The 15,896-nt window shown below is 64.6% G+C and carries 16 protein-coding genes; 10 read left to right on the forward strand and 6 right to left on the reverse strand.

What is annotated here, in order from left to right:
- Positions 1–19 precede the first annotated feature (19 nt).
- The 3 genes from ML401_RS22005 to ML401_RS22015 all read left to right on the forward strand — a co-directional run bounded on the left by ML401_RS22005 (position 20) and on the right by ML401_RS22015 (position 2,819).
- Positions 20–1,183: a CynX/NimT family MFS transporter gene (locus ML401_RS22005; RefSeq protein ID WP_285806898.1), complete on the forward strand. Its 1,164-nt coding sequence runs from the start codon at positions 20–22 to the stop codon at positions 1,181–1,183.
- Between the two features lie 69 nt (positions 1,184–1,252).
- On the forward strand, positions 1,253–1,864 hold the full coding sequence (locus ML401_RS22010) for a PilZ domain-containing protein (RefSeq protein ID WP_194402994.1): 612 nt from the start codon (positions 1,253–1,255) through the stop codon (positions 1,862–1,864).
- 331 nt (positions 1,865–2,195) lie between these two features.
- Positions 2,196–2,819: a transglutaminase-like cysteine peptidase gene (locus ML401_RS22015; protein ID WP_211419069.1), complete on the forward strand. Its 624-nt coding sequence runs from the start codon at positions 2,196–2,198 to the stop codon at positions 2,817–2,819.
- A 121-nt stretch (positions 2,820–2,940) separates the two neighbouring features.
- On the opposite strand, the gene ML401_RS22020 is transcribed toward ML401_RS22015, so the two are convergent.
- Together ML401_RS22020 and ML401_RS22025 are read right to left on the reverse strand one after the other, a co-directional pair.
- Positions 2,941–4,701, reverse strand: a complete 1,761-nt coding sequence (locus tag ML401_RS22020) for a CYTH and CHAD domain-containing protein (RefSeq protein ID WP_285812720.1) — start codon at positions 4,699–4,701, stop codon at positions 2,941–2,943.
- A 423-nt stretch (positions 4,702–5,124) separates the two neighbouring features.
- A complete protein-coding gene (locus ML401_RS22025; protein WP_285806899.1) occupies positions 5,125–5,832 on the reverse strand; it encodes a GntR family transcriptional regulator in 708 nt (235 codons plus the stop codon).
- Positions 5,833–6,100: 268 nt separating this feature from the next.
- Here ML401_RS22025 and ML401_RS22030 point away from each other — a divergent pair, with 268 nt between their 5' ends.
- Genes ML401_RS22030 through ML401_RS22050 form a run of 5 tightly spaced genes read left to right on the forward strand, consistent with a single transcriptional unit; the run spans position 6,101 to position 11,020 of the window.
- A complete protein-coding gene (locus ML401_RS22030) occupies positions 6,101–7,087 on the forward strand; it encodes an ABC transporter ATP-binding protein (protein WP_285806900.1) in 987 nt (328 codons plus the stop codon).
- A 44-nt stretch (positions 7,088–7,131) separates the two neighbouring features.
- Positions 7,132–8,421: a PotD/PotF family extracellular solute-binding protein gene (locus ML401_RS22035; RefSeq protein WP_285806901.1), complete on the forward strand. Its 1,290-nt coding sequence runs from the start codon at positions 7,132–7,134 to the stop codon at positions 8,419–8,421.
- Between the two features lie 5 nt (positions 8,422–8,426).
- Positions 8,427–9,380 (forward strand): ABC transporter permease, encoded by a 954-nt coding sequence (locus tag ML401_RS22040; RefSeq protein ID WP_285806902.1) that lies wholly within the window; start codon positions 8,427–8,429, stop codon positions 9,378–9,380.
- A 3-nt stretch (positions 9,381–9,383) separates the two neighbouring features.
- On the forward strand, positions 9,384–10,262 hold the full coding sequence (locus tag ML401_RS22045; RefSeq protein ID WP_285806903.1) for an ABC transporter permease: 879 nt from the start codon (positions 9,384–9,386) through the stop codon (positions 10,260–10,262).
- Positions 10,263–10,282: 20 nt separating this feature from the next.
- Positions 10,283–11,020: an aspartate/glutamate racemase family protein gene (locus ML401_RS22050; protein WP_211419311.1), complete on the forward strand. Its 738-nt coding sequence runs from the start codon at positions 10,283–10,285 to the stop codon at positions 11,018–11,020.
- Between the two features lie 92 nt (positions 11,021–11,112).
- Here the strand turns inward: ML401_RS22050 and ML401_RS22055 are convergent, their stop codons facing one another.
- Positions 11,113–12,384 carry a DUF892 family protein gene (locus ML401_RS22055; RefSeq protein ID WP_285806904.1) on the reverse strand — a complete coding sequence of 424 codons (1,272 nt, stop codon included), beginning with the start codon at positions 12,382–12,384 and terminating at the stop codon, positions 11,113–11,115.
- Positions 12,385–12,887: 503 nt separating this feature from the next.
- On the opposite strand from ML401_RS22055, the gene ML401_RS22060 reads away from it, so the two are divergent.
- Entirely contained in the window at positions 12,888–13,382 is a 495-nt protein-coding gene (locus ML401_RS22060; protein WP_285806905.1) for a hypothetical protein, read from the forward strand.
- Positions 13,383–13,570: 188 nt separating this feature from the next.
- Here ML401_RS22060 and ML401_RS22065 read toward each other — a convergent pair whose 3' ends face one another.
- Both ML401_RS22065 and ML401_RS22070 read right to left on the reverse strand, forming a co-directional pair.
- Positions 13,571–13,945, reverse strand: a complete 375-nt coding sequence (locus tag ML401_RS22065) for a hypothetical protein (protein WP_212068192.1) — start codon at positions 13,943–13,945, stop codon at positions 13,571–13,573.
- Between the two features lie 105 nt (positions 13,946–14,050).
- The gene (locus ML401_RS22070) at positions 14,051–14,368 is read right to left on the reverse strand and encodes a hypothetical protein (RefSeq protein ID WP_212068193.1); all 318 of its coding nucleotides are present in this window, start codon (positions 14,366–14,368) and stop codon (positions 14,051–14,053) included.
- Between the two features lie 95 nt (positions 14,369–14,463).
- Here ML401_RS22070 and ML401_RS22075 point away from each other — a divergent pair, with 95 nt between their 5' ends.
- Positions 14,464–14,628, forward strand: a complete 165-nt coding sequence (locus tag ML401_RS22075; RefSeq protein WP_194403006.1) for a hypothetical protein — start codon at positions 14,464–14,466, stop codon at positions 14,626–14,628.
- A 27-nt stretch (positions 14,629–14,655) separates the two neighbouring features.
- Here the strand turns inward: ML401_RS22075 and ML401_RS22080 are convergent, their stop codons facing one another.
- Entirely contained in the window at positions 14,656–15,873 is a 1,218-nt protein-coding gene (locus ML401_RS22080) for a PAS-domain containing protein (RefSeq protein WP_285806906.1), read from the reverse strand.
- Positions 15,874–15,896: the final 23 nt, after the last annotated feature.

The raw sequence follows: 15,896 nt of genomic DNA on the forward strand, positions 1-15,896 counted from the left end.
GCATAGGGGAGATCAGGCGTTGCGCAATCGCTGGGGCATTCTTGCGATCCTGTTCGTCGTACGTCTCACCATCGCATTCCAGTTCCAGAGCGTGGCCGCGGTCGCGCCGCTGCTGCAACAGAGCTTTGGCGTCGGGCTTGCCGATATCGGCATCCTGATCGGGCTCTACTTCACACCCGGCGTGGTGCTGGCGCTGCCGGGCGGCGCCATCGGCCGAAAACTCGGCGACAAGCCGACCACGATCGTGGCGCTGCTGCTGATGACGGCGGGCAGCCTCGCCATGGCGACGACCGATGTGTGGGGCTGGCAGATGGCGGGCCGGCTCGCCTCCGGCGCCGGCGGCGTGCTGCTAACGGTGCAGCTCACCAAGATGGGCACCGACTGGTTCGCCGGCAAAGAGATCGCGACCGCAATGGCGATCTTCGTCAACTCCTGGCCGGCCGGCGTTGCGATCTCGTTGCTTGCACTGCCGCCGATCGGCACGGCGTATGGCGCGGGCGCGGTGTTCCTGTCGACGGGCGCGCTGACCGCGATCGGCATTGTGCTGATCCTGATCTATCAGCCGCCGCCGGGCGCAACCGCGAGCGCCGCCGGCTCAGGCCGGCTCGATCCCCTGGCGCTGCTGGCGGTGATCGTCGCAGGCGCGATCTGGGGTCTCTATAATGTCGGCTTCGCCATGATCTTCTCGTTCGGCCCCTCCCTGCTGGTCGAGCGCGGCTGGAGCATCGCCGCGGCGGGCTCGGCGATCAGCGTCGTGATGTGGCTGTCGGTGATCTCGGTCCCATCAGGCGGCTATCTAGCCGATCGCGGCAAGCCGCTTGTCCTGACGATCGCTGCCAGCCTCGCCGTGGCCGGGTTGCTGGCCTGGCTGACCCGGTCAGACGCCGTGATCACGATCCTCGTCCTGATTGGCCTGGTCGGAGGCTTCCCGGCCGGTCCGATCATGAGTCTGGCCTCCCGCGTGCTCGCCCCAGAGACCAGGGCGATCGGAATGGGCGTGTTCTATACTCTCTTCTATGCCGCGATGATGCTGGGACCGGCCATTGCGGGCCGGCTGGCCAAGTCGGCCGGGACCGCAGCCGCCGCGCTCGACCTCGGCGCGCTGACGGTGCTGGCCTGCCCGCTGCTGATGTGGCTTTTCGAACGCATTGTGTCTGTCCGTTGCCGCCGCACCCAATCCTAACGCGGCATTAACCCTATGCACCTTAGGGTCGTCCCGGACTCCGCCCGGGCGGGGGGTCGGGTGTTGAAAATGGCGTTGGCGAACAAAAAATTTCTTCCGGCCGCCGAGGAGCGTCGGCGCTTCCAGCGGGTGAAAGTGCACCTGCTCGGCCGCTACATGCTGCCCGACCGCCGGGAATTCCCCTGCCAGGTGATCAACATGTCGCCCGGCGGGCTGGCGCTGCTCGCTCCCGGCATCGGCAATGTCGGCGACCGCGTGGTCGCCTATCTCGACCATATCGGCCGCGTCGAGGGCAAGATCACCCGCATCATCGACAACGGCTTCGCCATGACGATCGGTGCGACGCCCCGCAAGCGCGACAAGCTCGCGGCCCAGCTGACCTGGCTCGCCAACCGCGACATCCTCAACCTGCCGGAGGACCGCCGTCACGACCGTATCGTGCCGCGCAACCCGATCGCGGTGCTGACGCTCGAGGACGGCACCAAGATGACCTGCCGCATCATCGACCTTTCGCTGTCGGGCGCCGCCATCGCCGCGGAGAACCGCCCGCCGCTGAAATCGACGGTCCTGCTCGGCCGGGTCCAGGGCCGCGTGGTCCGAAACCTCGAAGACGGCTTCGCGCTGGAGTTCTTGCACGCGCAGCCAATCGAGACACTCGAAGAGAGCGTTACCGCGCGGTAAAGCGCGAGAGCGCTAAAACCCCCGTATTTCCAGCCCTGAAGGCGGCCTCCGCGATGCGGACGCCGCCTTTTTCTTGGCGCGCGACGGCTCCAGCGCGGGTTAACGCGCGGCGCGTTTGCATGTGGAAATGGCGGTTCCGCCAGCGTTTCCGCGTTAATCGATAAAATTTGAGTCAATTGCAGTTGTTTCAAATTTTATGAGAATTTGATTCAAGTATAGATCGAATTCGCCGCAGGTTTTACTTGTATTCGTCTCGACTTGACTTGGTCGACTTAGCGGCAACTCAAAAGCTCCGTGCGAAATGTGGTCCCAACAAGAAACGGGGGCCGCAATGTTTGACTTCAGGGGACAGGGGAAGAAGCTGGCGCTCGCCGCCATGCTCTTCGGGATCAGCGCGGCAGCGCAGGCCGGCGAAGGCCGTCTGCTCTACGCGAGCCTCGGTGACACCACACGTGCACCGATCGGCTGGGTCGAATTCTGTGCAGACAATGCCGCTCAGTGCCAGGGCGCAGCGACGCAGCCGCGCGACATCGTGATGTCGCAGGGTGCATGGCGCGACCTCGTCAAGGTCAATCGCTGGGTCAACGAGACCGTCAAGCCTTTGACCGACCAGGAGCACTGGGGCGTGATCGAGAAATGGTCGCTGCCGACCGACGGTTACGGCGACTGTGAGGACTACGTGCTGTTGAAGCGCAAGATGCTGATCGATGCCGGATGGCCGCGCGAGGCCCTGCTCATCACCGTCGTGCGTGACAAGAAGGGCGAAGGGCACGCGGTGCTGACGGTGAAGACCGACAAGGGCGAGTTCGTTCTCGACAATCAGAACGAGAACGTCGTGGCCTGGACGGAGACCGGCTACCGCTTCGTCAAGCGCCAGTCGCAGAGCGATCCCAACGTCTGGGTCTCGCTCGGCGATACCAAGCCGGCGGTCTCCACCGCCAGCGCCAGAGACTAACAGGAACGAGACAACAGGTTACGCGACCCGGTCACATCCCCACCCCTCCCCGTCCCAGACCGGTTCGCGCGCGGCCAGGCTTCCCCCAAAGCCTGGCCGCAACTTTTTTGGGGACTTGCGATCAGTCCTGCGACGACCACGGCACGCGCGCGGCGGTGAAATCGCGCCAGGTGCCTTGCAGGGACGGCTGCACACCGAGCGATGCACGCGCCTGCCAGCCGGCGATTGCCGCAGCCGCAATGGCACCGTCCGGCTCGGCGCCGAGCCCATCGAGCAGCGATGCCGTGACCGCCATGTCGTTGAACGCGCCGAGCTCCTCCTGCAGATCGGCAAGCCTGTGGGCGAATTTCTTCGCGGACTTGCGATCGGCGAACAGCGGCAGCAGGAATTCGCCGAGATAGCGCAGCCGCTTGGTCGCGAGCCTGACCCTGTGCAAGTCCTCGACCGTGCGCGACTTGAAGCGGCGGCCGCGCTTGAGCACTTTCGCATATTGCTCCGATAGAACGCGCTGCGCGAAGCTGACGGCGGGCTCGGCGAGCTGGCCGAGATCCTCGGCGGCCACATCGTTGCGCCATCCCCGCGTCTCGATCCAGTGACCAAGGCCGATCAGGAACACGACGCAGCGGCGATCGTCGAGCGCGTGCTGCGCCTTGCGATAGGCATCGGACCGGCGCTTGGCCGCAGCCCGACCCAGCGCATCGAAGCCGGCGACCGAAGGACAGGCCTTTGCGATCATGGGCAAGGTCCCGAGCCGGAAGACATCCCAGTCGCGCGCGGCGGATAGCTCCTGCGCCAGCCATCTTGCTTCCGACCCCAGTGCGTCGAGATTGCTGAGCGTGCCGGCCGATTGCATCAGGTCGAGCGCAGATCGCAGCCGGCGCAGCGAGACGCGGAGCTGATGCACGCCCTCCGGGTTGCGGCCGTCCTCGGCCGCCGGCAGCGACTGCAGCAGATGGAGGAAACACGAGCGCAGGATCGTCGCGAAGGCTTCATCGAGCGTCACCGACGGATCGAGGCGAAGTTTTCGCGGCCGTCGGGCCGCCGGCGGCCGGTCGGCGGCAAGATCGAAGCCGCGCGCCGACTTGCTGCGGATCGACGGCTTCACCGTCCCCTGCTCCGCAAGCAGCAAGGCGAGCTCGTAGATCGTGCTGGCGCTGCCGCTCTTGAGTTCGAGCTCGATCTCGCTCACCGGCAGCGAACGGTCGCGGGCCGCCAGCTCGCCCCGGTCGAATGCAACTTCGACGGTGCCCGTCGGCAGGTCGATCATGCGCGCATGGCGATGGACGTCGGCGGTGAAGACGGCTTCGAGCGGATGCGCTTCGAGAGAGCTGCGCAGCTTCTCCGGAATGAACGGCATCGCCAGCGCGAGATCGGGCACGAACGAGGCCACGTTCGCCTCCCATTCGCCGCGGCGCAGCGGATCATCCGCAACCTCGGTCTTCACGGTCTGCACGAAGCGCGCACCGCTCTGGCGCACGCGCAGGCTGAGGCCATTGCGCCGAAGCAGACGCTCCGACGTGTCGTAGTAGACCGACTTGAGATGTCTTCGCGAGCCCTTGTTGCGCGCATTGGCCGCGATGACGGGCGCGGCGTTGAAATCCGCCATGCGATCAGCATCGACGAGAAGCTTGAGCTCGATCTCGCCGGCGGCAGGCGCGGCAATGTTCGACTGAGCGGGACCCTGGGTGGGCGTCGTGCTTTGCGACGGCGTCTGATCGATCACAGCGACCTCGACGACCGCAGGTTCCGCGCCGGGTCCGGCCGGTTCAATTTGCCTGAGGAAGCCGGCGATGACTTGCGTTCTCTTGTTGTGCTTTGGGACACGATTCCCGTCCGCCGCGCTCACAGGTTTGCGCGCCGACGTGGCATCTGATTTCAGCATTTCCGGTGACATGACAGTTCGATGACAGAGCGCCAGCATATAGCCGGTCAGGCCCACGAGATAGTCACTTACGTCGCGCGACGACTGTCACAATTCGCCGCCACGTCGTGCACTAAATTGCTGCGGGGATTCGCGAGTCATCGAATTGGTAGCGAATCTCGTCACTCCCGAAACCGAGATGAACGCATCCGCGGGCTCGACCTCCTGCTGGCCGAGAAGTTCTTTCTGGTTTTGGAGACGCTTAGAAGTCACGCGTCCGACGAACGGCCCCGGATTGTGACAAGCTCAATTGCGACAAGAAGCCCGTGCCGCCTTCCGGGATTACGGAGAGTGAGACTGGTCCCTGGAGCAAGACGCCGGTTCCCGGCGATCCGACGTAGCAGCAAAGGCGGTCCGTGCGTCGTATCTTGCCGTCCCGCGCGATCACGCACCCAGCACGTCGGCAAGCCGCAGCTCGTCGGCCGCCGGATCCTTCAGGAACAGTTCGGCTTCGATCTCGTCCAGATGCGACAGCATCTGCGCGCGCGCGGTTTGCTTGTCGCGGTTGCGGATCGCGGCAACGATGCCGGCGTGATAATCGGTGCCGCAGGCCGGCGTGTCGTGGCGGCGATAGAGCAGAATGATGAGCGAGGAGCGCGCGATCAGCTCCTTGAGGAAGCCGAGATAGATGCTGTGGCCGCTCATCTCGGCAACGAGCCGGTGAAACTCGCCGGAGAGCCGGACCGAGGCGCGGGCATCGCCGCGCAGCTCGGCCTCGCGTTCCTCGGCAAGGTGCTGCTGGAGGCGGTCGAGCCAGGCCTGCGAGACCGCATCGATGGCGTGATCGACGATGGTGGGCTCGATCAGGCGGCGCGCCTCGAACACTTCGCGGGCATCGGCCGGCGTCGGCCGCGCGACGAAGGCGCCGCGGTTCTTCTCGATGTTGACGATGCCCTCATGCGCGAGCTGCTGCAGCGCGGTGCGGACCAGCGTGCGGCTTGCGCCGTAGATCTCGCCGATCTCGTCCTCGCCGAGCTTGGTGCCCGGCAACAGGCGATGCTCGAGGATCGCGGCGGTCACACCCTCCCGGATGCGGCTGACGCGATCACTCGCATCGGGCGCGTCGGATTTGGGACGGGGCTTGGCGGCCATGGTTCGAGGGTTGAGCTTGAGAGGTGATGGGCGACATTCGCTTTTCGATGTTAGTCGACGACCTGTATCCAATCACAGGCGGAAGTTTATACAATCTTCGCCTGTTTTGTGTGCAGATGACTGGGCACAGGGCGGGCAGGCCAGAGGCGCAGGATTCGATCTAACGATCTGACACCGCTGCACAGTTTCGGGATTCGGCCGGCAAAGCGGCGGTTGGCACGGACCTTGCGGAGAGAGGGCCGCAAGCACCGCCCTCCCTGGACATGCCATGGCCACTCCCGCCGCCCTCGAACTGGTCGCCGTCACCAAGCGCTACGACACGACGCTGGCGGTCGACACCGTCAATCTGAATATCCCGGCCGGCACCTATTGCTGCCTGCTCGGCCCGTCCGGCTGCGGCAAGACCTCGACCCTGCGGATGATCGCGGGCCACGAGGCGGTCAGCGAGGGCGACATCATCCTGGGCAGCCAGAACGTCACCGACCTGCCGCCGGCCGAGCGCGGCACCGCCATGATGTTCCAGTCCTACGCGCTGTTTCCGCATCTGAGCGTAATCGACAACGTCGCCTTCGCCCTGAAGATGCGCGGCGTCGACAAGCCGACGCGCCACAAGCGCGCCGGCGAATTGCTGGAGCTGGTGGCGATGAGCCAATATGCGGGCCGCCTCCCCGCGCAGCTGTCCGGCGGCCAGCAGCAGCGCGTCGCGCTCGCCCGCGCACTGATCACCGAGCCGCAGATCCTGCTGCTCGACGAGCCACTGTCCGCGCTCGATCCGTTCCTGCGGGTGAAAATGCGCGGTGAATTGAAGCGGCTGCAGCGCGAGCTGGGCATCAGCTTCATCCAGGTCACCCACGGCCAGGAAGAGGCGATGGCGCTCGCCGACCACATCGTGGTGATGAACCATGGCCGGATCGAGCAGCAGGGCACGGCCCGCGACATCTTCCACCGTCCCCGCACCGAATTCGTGGCGCGCTTCATCGGCGGCCACAACGTGCTCAGCGACGCCGGCAAGCTCATCGCCGTGCGCGCCGATCAGCTCGGCATCGCGCCGTTCGCCGACGGCGCCTTCGGCGCGCCGGCGCTGCTGACCCAGACCGAGTACCAGGGCTCCTACATCGCCGTCTCGCTCACGCTCGACGACGGCACCGCCCTGTTCTCCCACGTTCCCGAAGCCACTTTCGACGTCCATCCGTTCCGTCCGGGCGATCGCGTGTTGGCCACCTGGGATCCCGCCAAGGCGCAACGCCTGCAATAGCGCCGTTCATCAAAGAAAATGCGCAACACAGAGGAGTGAGTGAAATGACCGAGACGACCAGGACAACCGGCGTCAGCCGCCGCACGCTGCTCAAAGGGACCGCGGGTCTCGCCGGCCTTGCCGCCGGCTCCGGCGCCATCACCGGCTTTCCCTATGTGAAGTCGGCCGAGACCAAGGTGCTGCGCTATCTCGGCACCGCCGTGAACGAGGGCGACGACATCTCCAAGCAGTGCCTGAAGGACACCGGCATCAAGATCGAATACATCACCGCGACCACCGACGACGTCACCAAGCGCGTGATGACCCAGCCGAACTCCTTCGACGTGCTGGACACCGAATATTTCTCGCTGAGGAAGATCGTGCCGTCGGGCAACATCCTTGCGCTCGACGCCAGGAAGATCAAGGAATTCGACAACATCACGCCCGTCTTCACCAAGGGCGAGACGCCCGGCGGCAAGAAGATCGGCGGCCAGGGCACCGCGCCCTGGAAGGTGCTGTATCTCGAGGGCAAAGACTCCAAGAAGTTCGCGACGTCGGCGACCGAATTCGTCACGCTGATCCCGACCGTGTACAACGCCGACACGCTCGGCATCCGTCCCGACCTGATCAAGCGGCCGATCAGCTCCTGGTCGGAGCTGCTCAACCCCGAATTCAAGGGCAAGGCCTCGATCCTCAACATCCCCTCGATCGGCATCATGGACGCGGCGATGGTCGTGGAAGCCACCGGCAAGTACAAATATGCCGACAAGGGCAACATGACCAAGGAAGAGATCGATCTCACCATGAAGGTGATGACCGAAGCCAAGAAGGCCGGCCAGTTCCGCGCCTTCTGGAAGGATTTCAATGAGAGCGTCAACCTGATGGCGTCAGGTGAAACTGTCATTCAATCGATGTGGTCGCCGGCCGTGACCAAGGTGCGCTCGATGGGCATTGCCTGCACCTTCCAGCCGCTGAAGGAAGGCTACCGCTCCTGGGCGTCCGGCTTCTGCGTCTCGAAGGGCGTGTCGGGTCCCAAGCTCGAATGGGCCTATGAGTTCGTCAACTGGTTCCTGTCGGGCTATGCCGGAGCCTATCTCAATCGCCAAGGCTACTACTCCGCCGTGCTCTCCACCGCGAAGGCGCATATGGAGCCCTACGAGTGGGCGTACTGGATGGAAGGCAAGCCGGCCGAGAAGGACATCAAGGCGCCCGACGGCTCGCTGCTGGAGAAGGCCGGCGCCGTGCGCGACGGCGGCTCTTATGAGGACCGCATGGGCGGCGTTGCCTGCTGGAACGCCGTGATGGACGAGAACGACTATATGGTCCGCAAGTGGACCGAGTTCATCGCGGCGTAACGGACATGTCGGAAGAAGTCCTGCAACAGGCGTCCCCGGGCTTGATCCCGGGGTCAGGCACAGCGCGCGCCGCGAAACCGACGCGCCTGTCGCCGTCCTTCATCTCCTGGCTTCAGGCCGGGCCGATGATGCTGGTGTTTCTCGCCTTCTTCCTCATTATGCTGGTGTTCGTCGTCATCGTCTCGTTCTGGGACTACAACGAATACCAGTTGCTGCCGGCCTTCTCGGGCCGCGGCTACACCGACACGTTCGAAGGCTGCATCGCGCAGCTCCCCGATCTCTGCACGATCGGCAAGACCTATCTAAAGACGCTGAAGCTCTGTTTCATGGTCTGGGCGATCACGCTTTTCATCGGCTTCTGGGTCGCCTACTTCCTCGCCTTCCACGTCAAGTCCAAGACGTGGCAGATGGGATTGTCACTGCTCTGCACGATCCCGTTCTGGACCTCCAACGTGATCCGCATGATCGCCTGGATTCCGCTGCTCGGGCGCAACGGCCTCGTCAATTCCGGCCTGGTCAAGACCGGTCTGATCAACCATCCGCTGGAATGGCTGCTGTTCTCCGAATTCTCCGTGGTGCTGGCGCTGGTGCACCTCTTCACCTTCTTCATGGTGGTGCCGATCTTCAACTCGATGATCCGCATCGACAAGTCGCTGATCGAGGCCGCCTATGACGCCGGTGCCACCGGCTTCCAGACGCTGGTCAACGTCATCATCCCGCTCGCCAAGCCTGGCATCGTGATCGGCTCGATCTTCGTCATCACCATCGTGATGGGTGATTTCATCACCATCGGCGTCATGGGGGGCCAGCAGATCGCGGCGGCCGGCAAGATCATCGAGACGCGGGTGAACGCGCTGCAGTTCCCCGCGGCAGCGGCCAATGCCGTGATCCTGCTCGTCATCACCTTCCTGATCATCACCATGATGTCGCGGATCGTCGACATCAAGAAGGAGCTCTAGAGCATGAAGGAAGGACGCCCGCGCTCGTTCTACGTGCTCGCGATCTTCTTCGCGGGCTATGTGCTGTTCCTCTACGGCCCGATGATCGCGATCTACGTGCTGTCGTTCCAGGGACCGCAGGGCGGCCTCACCTTCCCGATGAACGGCGTGTCGACCTTCTGGATCGCAAAATTGTTCCAGGGCACCGGCATCGTCGATCTCGGCGCGGCCTTCCGCCGCTCGCTGCTGCTCGGCATCGTCGTGATGATCGTCACCGTCGTGCTGTCGGTCGCCGCCGGCATGGCCTTCCGCCGCAGATTCAAAGCGCAGAGCCTCCTGTTCTATTCGGCGATCGCGAGCCTGATCGTTCCCTCGATCATCACCTCGCTCGGCATCTCCCTCGAATTCCGCATCATCGACGATCTGATCAAGGCGCATTGGAACGAGAACTTCGAGACGTCGATGGGCCTGCTGACCTCAGGGCTCGGCGCGCATCTGACCTGGACGCTGCCGTTCGGCCTGCTCATCATGTTCGCGATCTTCAACCGCTTCGACCCGCGCCTCGAGGAAGCCGCGCGCGATCTCGGCGCGACGCCGTGGCAGACGTTCCGCCACGTCGTGCTGCCGATCATCCTGCCGTCGGTGATCGGCATCGGCCTGTTCGGCTTCACGCTGTCCTGGGACGAGCTCGCCCGCTCCAGTCAGGCGATCGGGGCAGTGAATACATTGCCGCTCGATCTGCAAGGCCTCACCACCACGGTGACCAACCCCGACATCTATGCGCTCGGCACCGTGATCTCGGCGGTGTCGTTCACCGTGATCACGCTTGCGCTCGGCACCATCCACATGCTCAACAAGCGCCAGGCGGCCAAGGGTTCGGACGCCGGCAAAGGGCTTGTTTGACAAGGGACTTGTCTGATCCGATGCGGCTGCACGTCGTCAATCCCAACACCACTGCATCGATGACGGCGAAGATCGCCGCCGCGGCGCGTGCGGTCGCGTTATCCGGCACGGTGATCGATGCGCGCCAGCCGGCGATGGGCCCGGTCTCGATCGAGGGATTTTACGACGAAGCCTTCGCCGTGCCCGGCATGCTCGGCTGCATCCGCGAGGCCGACCGCGACGGTGCCGAGGCCCATATCATCGCCTGCTTCGACGACACCGGCCTGGATGCCGCCCGCGCCGTTGCCAAGGCGCCGGTGATCGGCATCGGCGAAGCCGGCTTCCACATGGCGGGCCTGATCGCGGCACGCTTTGCCGTGGTGACGACGCTCAGTGTTTCCATTGTGCCGATCGAGCACAATTTGCGGAAATACGGCCTCGCCGATCGCTGCGCCCGCGTCCGCGCCGCCGAAGTCCCGGTGCTTGCATTGGAGGAGCGCAACACCGATGCGCTCGCAAAGATCTCCGCCGAGATCGCGGCTGCGATCCGCGACGACCGCGCTGAGGCGATCGTGCTCGGCTGCGCCGGCATGGCCGATCTCGCCGCCGAGCTTGCCGCCACCCACGGCCTGCCCGTGATTGACGGCGTCGCCGCCGCAGTTACGCTGGCGGAATCATTGGTGCGGCTGGGGCTGAAGACCTCCCGGCTCGGCCCCTATGCGGCGCCGCGGCCGAAGACCTATTCCGGGCCGTTTTCGCCGTTCCAGCCGGAAGGCTAACGCACGACCGTTCGCTCCGTCTAAAATGGTTCGGCGGCCCGCTCTCAACGATCGCGGGCCGCCGATGGTCGATTGCGCGAGATCACATCGCCCTACTCGGTCTGCTCCACCGCCGCGGGCATCTTCGCGACCGACATCAGGGATCGCGCGACCTGGTTGAGCAGCTGATCCGCGTTCTCCTCTTCGGCCAGCGACTTCGACAGCAAAGCGACGATGGCGCTGTGGCGAAGCTGTTGGGCGAGGTTGCGCGCGGTGGTGTAGCCGGCGATCTCGTAATGCTCGACTCGCTGCGCCGCGCCGATCAAGGCGAGGTCGGCGGCTGCATCCTCCTTCTTTTCGCCCTCGTCGATGATCTCCTGCCCTTCTTCGACGAGGCCCATCATGCCCTTGCAAGGCTTGGCCCGCGGCGTCTTGCCGAGCAGCTCAAAGCATTCGTTAATGCGCTCGATCTGGGTCTCGGTCTCGCCGAGATGCATCTCGAACAGCTCGCGCAATTGATCGAAACGCGCAGCTTCCACCATTTTCGGCAGCGCCTTGGTCAGTTGCTTCTCGGCATGAAGGATATCGCGCAGCTCGTCGAGCAGGAGGTCGCCGAGCCCGGCTTCGTCCACCGCCGGCGAACTCTCGGTCACGATGGCGGTCGCAGGTCCAGGCTCGCCGGCCTGGATCGCGGGAGATTCCGTGAAGACCCAGTCGCCGCCCTCGTTCCAGGGGCCGCGGGTGTCGATCTCGCCGTGATCGCCGGCTCCCGTCGAATCGTTGAAGAACTGGTTGACCAGGCCCGGCGTCGGCGCAATGCGGCCTATGCTGAAGGCGGGCTTGCCCATGCTTTCGAGCGCCAGTGCAAACGCCTTCATATGGGTGATTTCGCGGGTCATCAGGAATTGCAGGGCATCCTTGGTGCCGGCATCGTCACAGAAATTGATCAGCCGCTCGTAGACGATCTTGGCACGCGCCTCCGCCGCGATGTTGCTGCGCAGATCGACATCCAGCTCCCCGGTGATCTTCAGATAGTCGGCAGTCCAGGCGTTGCCTTGCGAATTGAACAGATTGACGCCGCCGCCTCCGGCGATCGCGATCAGCGGATCGGCTTCCGCCGCCTGACGGTCGAATTTCGACGGCTTCAGATGCATGCGCGCTAATGTGCCGACGACTTCGAGATGGCTCAACTCCTCCGTTCCGATGTCCATCAACAGATCCTTGCGGTCAGGATCTTCGCAGTTGAGGCCCTGAATGGAGTATTGCATGGCGGCGGCCAGCTCGCCGTTGGCGCCGCCGAACTGTTCTAGCAGCATGTTGCCGAAGCGAGGGTCCGGCTCGTCGACGCGAACGGTGAACATCAGTTTCTTGACGTGGTGATACATAGGGGAAAGGCCTCGGGCTTGGGGACAGATCGATTCCCGAACGGATGCATGTCGCGGTTGTTCCTATCGCGATGGCTAGGCCTCATCGCCGCGGCGACGCACGCCGAGCTGCCTTGCCAGCATGGAGGAAGGCAGACCGGATCAAGGATGTTGCGACGGTCGCGCGCGAAGGTGCGCGACTTGTTCGGCTCGGCTTGCAGGAAAGCGAGGCGTCGCTTCCATCGCTGCCCGCTCGACCGCCGATCCGCCCGCGCGGCCGCGCGGCGCGGCTTGCCGGCGTAGCTGGCCAAAACCTCGCCGGGACGCCTGCCCGTATTTTTACGGAGCCTACCATCGGTGGACGCGGCCGTCCGGCCGAACGGACTGGATCGGTTACCTTTTTCGCCTTTAGCCTCTTTTTGGTCCCATTCGTTGCCGAAACGTAACGCTTTCGGGACGCCCCGGCGGCCTCAGGGCTGCCGGTCTTCGCCACTCACCAAGTTTCAATTTGGGTTTTGTCAGCGATGATCGATCTCGCACAGGACACACCGTCCAACCCCCTTCTTCGTCTCGGCGCCCAGCCCATCGCGCTGACCGCCGCAGCGCTCCTGCTCCTGATCGCCGGGGTCACCTCGATCGCGATCTGGCGCGCCTATACCGGCGCCGCACCCGAGACCGACCGGGTGGTGGCATCACGGCAGCTCCAGGCCCGGGCCGCACAGGCCTCCGAGCAGCTCGTCGAGAAGACCAAGGGGCTGGAGGCGACCCAGCAGGAATCGATCGATCAGCTCCAGGTGGTGCAGGATCAGCTCCAGACCATGAAGCGGCTGATGGCGGCGCAGCAGGCCGACACCAAGCGCCTGTCCGAGCAGGTCGCGACGCTGAACGAGTCCATCGACGGCCTGCGGCAGTCGTTCGCCAGCGCACGCTCAACCGACGTCGAAGCACCGACGGTTACCCGCAGGAAACCGGTGCGGCACCGCGTCCATGCCAGCGCGCGCAAGCGCTCGCGCGGCTAAGCAATTCACGACGAGGACTAATTTTTTCGACTTGTGAACTGGATCACATTCGCCCGTGTGATTCCGCGCGATGCTCGCGGTTACCGGATGGCGTGAGCCGATTTCAATGTCCGGGGCTGGCAAGGTCGTTGACGGTATACTGCGTCAACGGCCTTGTTTTTTTGTCGGTTGGCCTCTCGTCGAGGAGGCTATTCGCAGACATCCACGCGGCGGTAGCGCCATCCAGCCGGCGTCATGACACGCTTCCGGACGACGTAGCAGCCACCATAACCACCATTGTAGTCGTCGTAGCCGGTATCATAATAGTAGGAGCCGCCGTAGGGATAGCCGTAGCCGTAATAGCCTCCGTAGTAGCCGGCGCCGGCAATGCCCGCCCCGATCGCGACTCCCGGCCAGAAGCCGCCGCCATGCCAATGGCCGCCATGACCCCAGCCACCATGGCCCCAGCCACCACCGCCATGACCCCAGCCGCCATGTCCGAATCCCCGTGCCTCAGCCGCATGCGGCATCGACAGCCCGACCGCCGCGACGGTCAGCGCCGCCATCATCATCCTGCGTAACATCACTCGATCCTCCGCGTGGACACGCTCCACGCTTCAAAAGCGGGACCAAGCTAACGTCACTTGGGCATTCCGGACAGCCACACTGCCTCACTTCCGCGCGAGCATTCAGCAGCCGCGGCAGATGCTCTTCAGCTTCTTGTCGAGCATGCGATTCTCGGCGTTGACGGCGGCATCAGCCGAGCCGCCCGTGCCGCTGCCGGTGGTGACTCCGGCGCCCGCGCCGGACGATTGAGCCGTGCCCAGGCTGTTGGTGCCGGGCGGTGGCGCCGGCGCGTTGGCAACACCTCCGGTCGCCCCCGCAGAGCCACCCGTCGATCCGGCAGACCCGCCGGCCGCCTGCGCGAAGGCGACCGCCGGCATCGCCGCGAGCGCGAAGATCAGGATCGTGATTTTGCGTGAAACGGCGAAGGGCGATGCGGCCATCGAAACTCTCCTTTAGCAGTCAACCGCCGCGGCAGAGTCCAGTTCCGGAACAAATGCCGTCACATCAGCTTGAAAGCCGGGAGGCAAGACTGACGATGACCGATCGCGATCCCTTTGCAGAGGGCGAACGCGCCGCGCGCGAGAACATTCCGGCCGAGGCCAATCCCTACCTCGACGGCAGCGACGAGCATGCGCTGTGGGCCGCCGGCCACGAGAAGGCCGCGGGCGCAATCGAAGCAGGCGAATCCGAAGGGCGCTGACGCGCCGCTCGCATTTGCTGCCGGCGGCTATGCCGCGGCCGCCGCCTTCTCGGTGCGGTCCTCGACCATGGTCACGAACATGTGGGACTCTTCGCTGGCGCCGCCCACCTGGATCCGGCGAGCGCAGATGACGCGGCGCCCGCGCGCGGGATTGTCGATGGTGTCGACGATCGGCTCGAGCTGCTGCTTCTGCGCGAGGAGCTGCTGGTCGCGCCGCTCGATCAGTTCAGCCGCCTCTGCGGAGAACAATTCCCGCCCGGTCTTGCCGATGATCTCGCCGCGCGTCATGCCGATCATCTTCTCGGCGGCCTTGTTGACGAAGACGTAGCGCAAATTGCGCGCATCCTTGGCGATGATGCCCTCGGCGACGTTCTCGATGATGGTGGCGAGGAAGCGCTCCATCCGTTCCAGAATGCGCTCGTGCTGGCGCTGTGCGGTGACGTCCTCCTGCACCGAAACCCAGCCGCCGCCATCCATCGGACGCTCGTAGATCTTGATGGTGCGGCCGTCGTTGAGGGAAATCTCGTAGGCTGCCGGCTCGCGCCTGGCGATCCGGCCGAGAACCGCCGCGACGTATTTCGCGACGTCGCCGTTGAACAGCCTGCTCTTGACCCGGTGCTGGAGGATTTCCTCGAGGGTGGATCCGGCCTGGATCGTCTCGGGCAGATTGTAGATCTGCCGGTAGTTCGAGTTCATCGCCACCACGTTAGCCTTGCCGTCGAGCATGATCAGGCCCTGCGGCATGCTGTTGATCGCCGCCGAGAGCTGCCACTTCTTGGCCTGGTACTTGTCGTTGAAACTATCGCGCTCGGTCCTCGCGGCGTCGCGCGCCTGGGCGGTACCGAGCTCGAGCTCCTCGAGCTGGAAGATGCGTGCGACGGCATCGCGGAAGTTCTGCACGGCGCGCGCCAGACGTCCGATCTCGTCGTGACGGCCGAGATGCGGCACCTCGCTCTTGACGTCACCGGCCGCGATCCGGTCGGTCGCCTGCGTGATATCGGCCAGCGCGCCGACCACGGAGCCCCGCATGACGACCACGCTCAGGCCTGCGAACATCAGTGCCGCGAGCCCGAGCGCGAACAGATAGGCCGCCGCGTAACGGTTTTCGTTGGCGAGTGCATCCGCCTCACGGGCGCGCTGCTGATAGATGCGCTCGAGCGCCTCGACATCGCTGTTGAGCTGACTGCGCACCTTCCGGTTGGCGTTGTTGTCGCTCCATTCGCGCGCCGCGGTTCTCCACGCCACGCCGCACCAGCTCCTGGCGGAAC

Source organism: Bradyrhizobium sp. 62B, from assembly GCF_030272265.2.
Classification (GTDB): domain Bacteria; phylum Pseudomonadota; class Alphaproteobacteria; order Rhizobiales; family Xanthobacteraceae; genus Bradyrhizobium.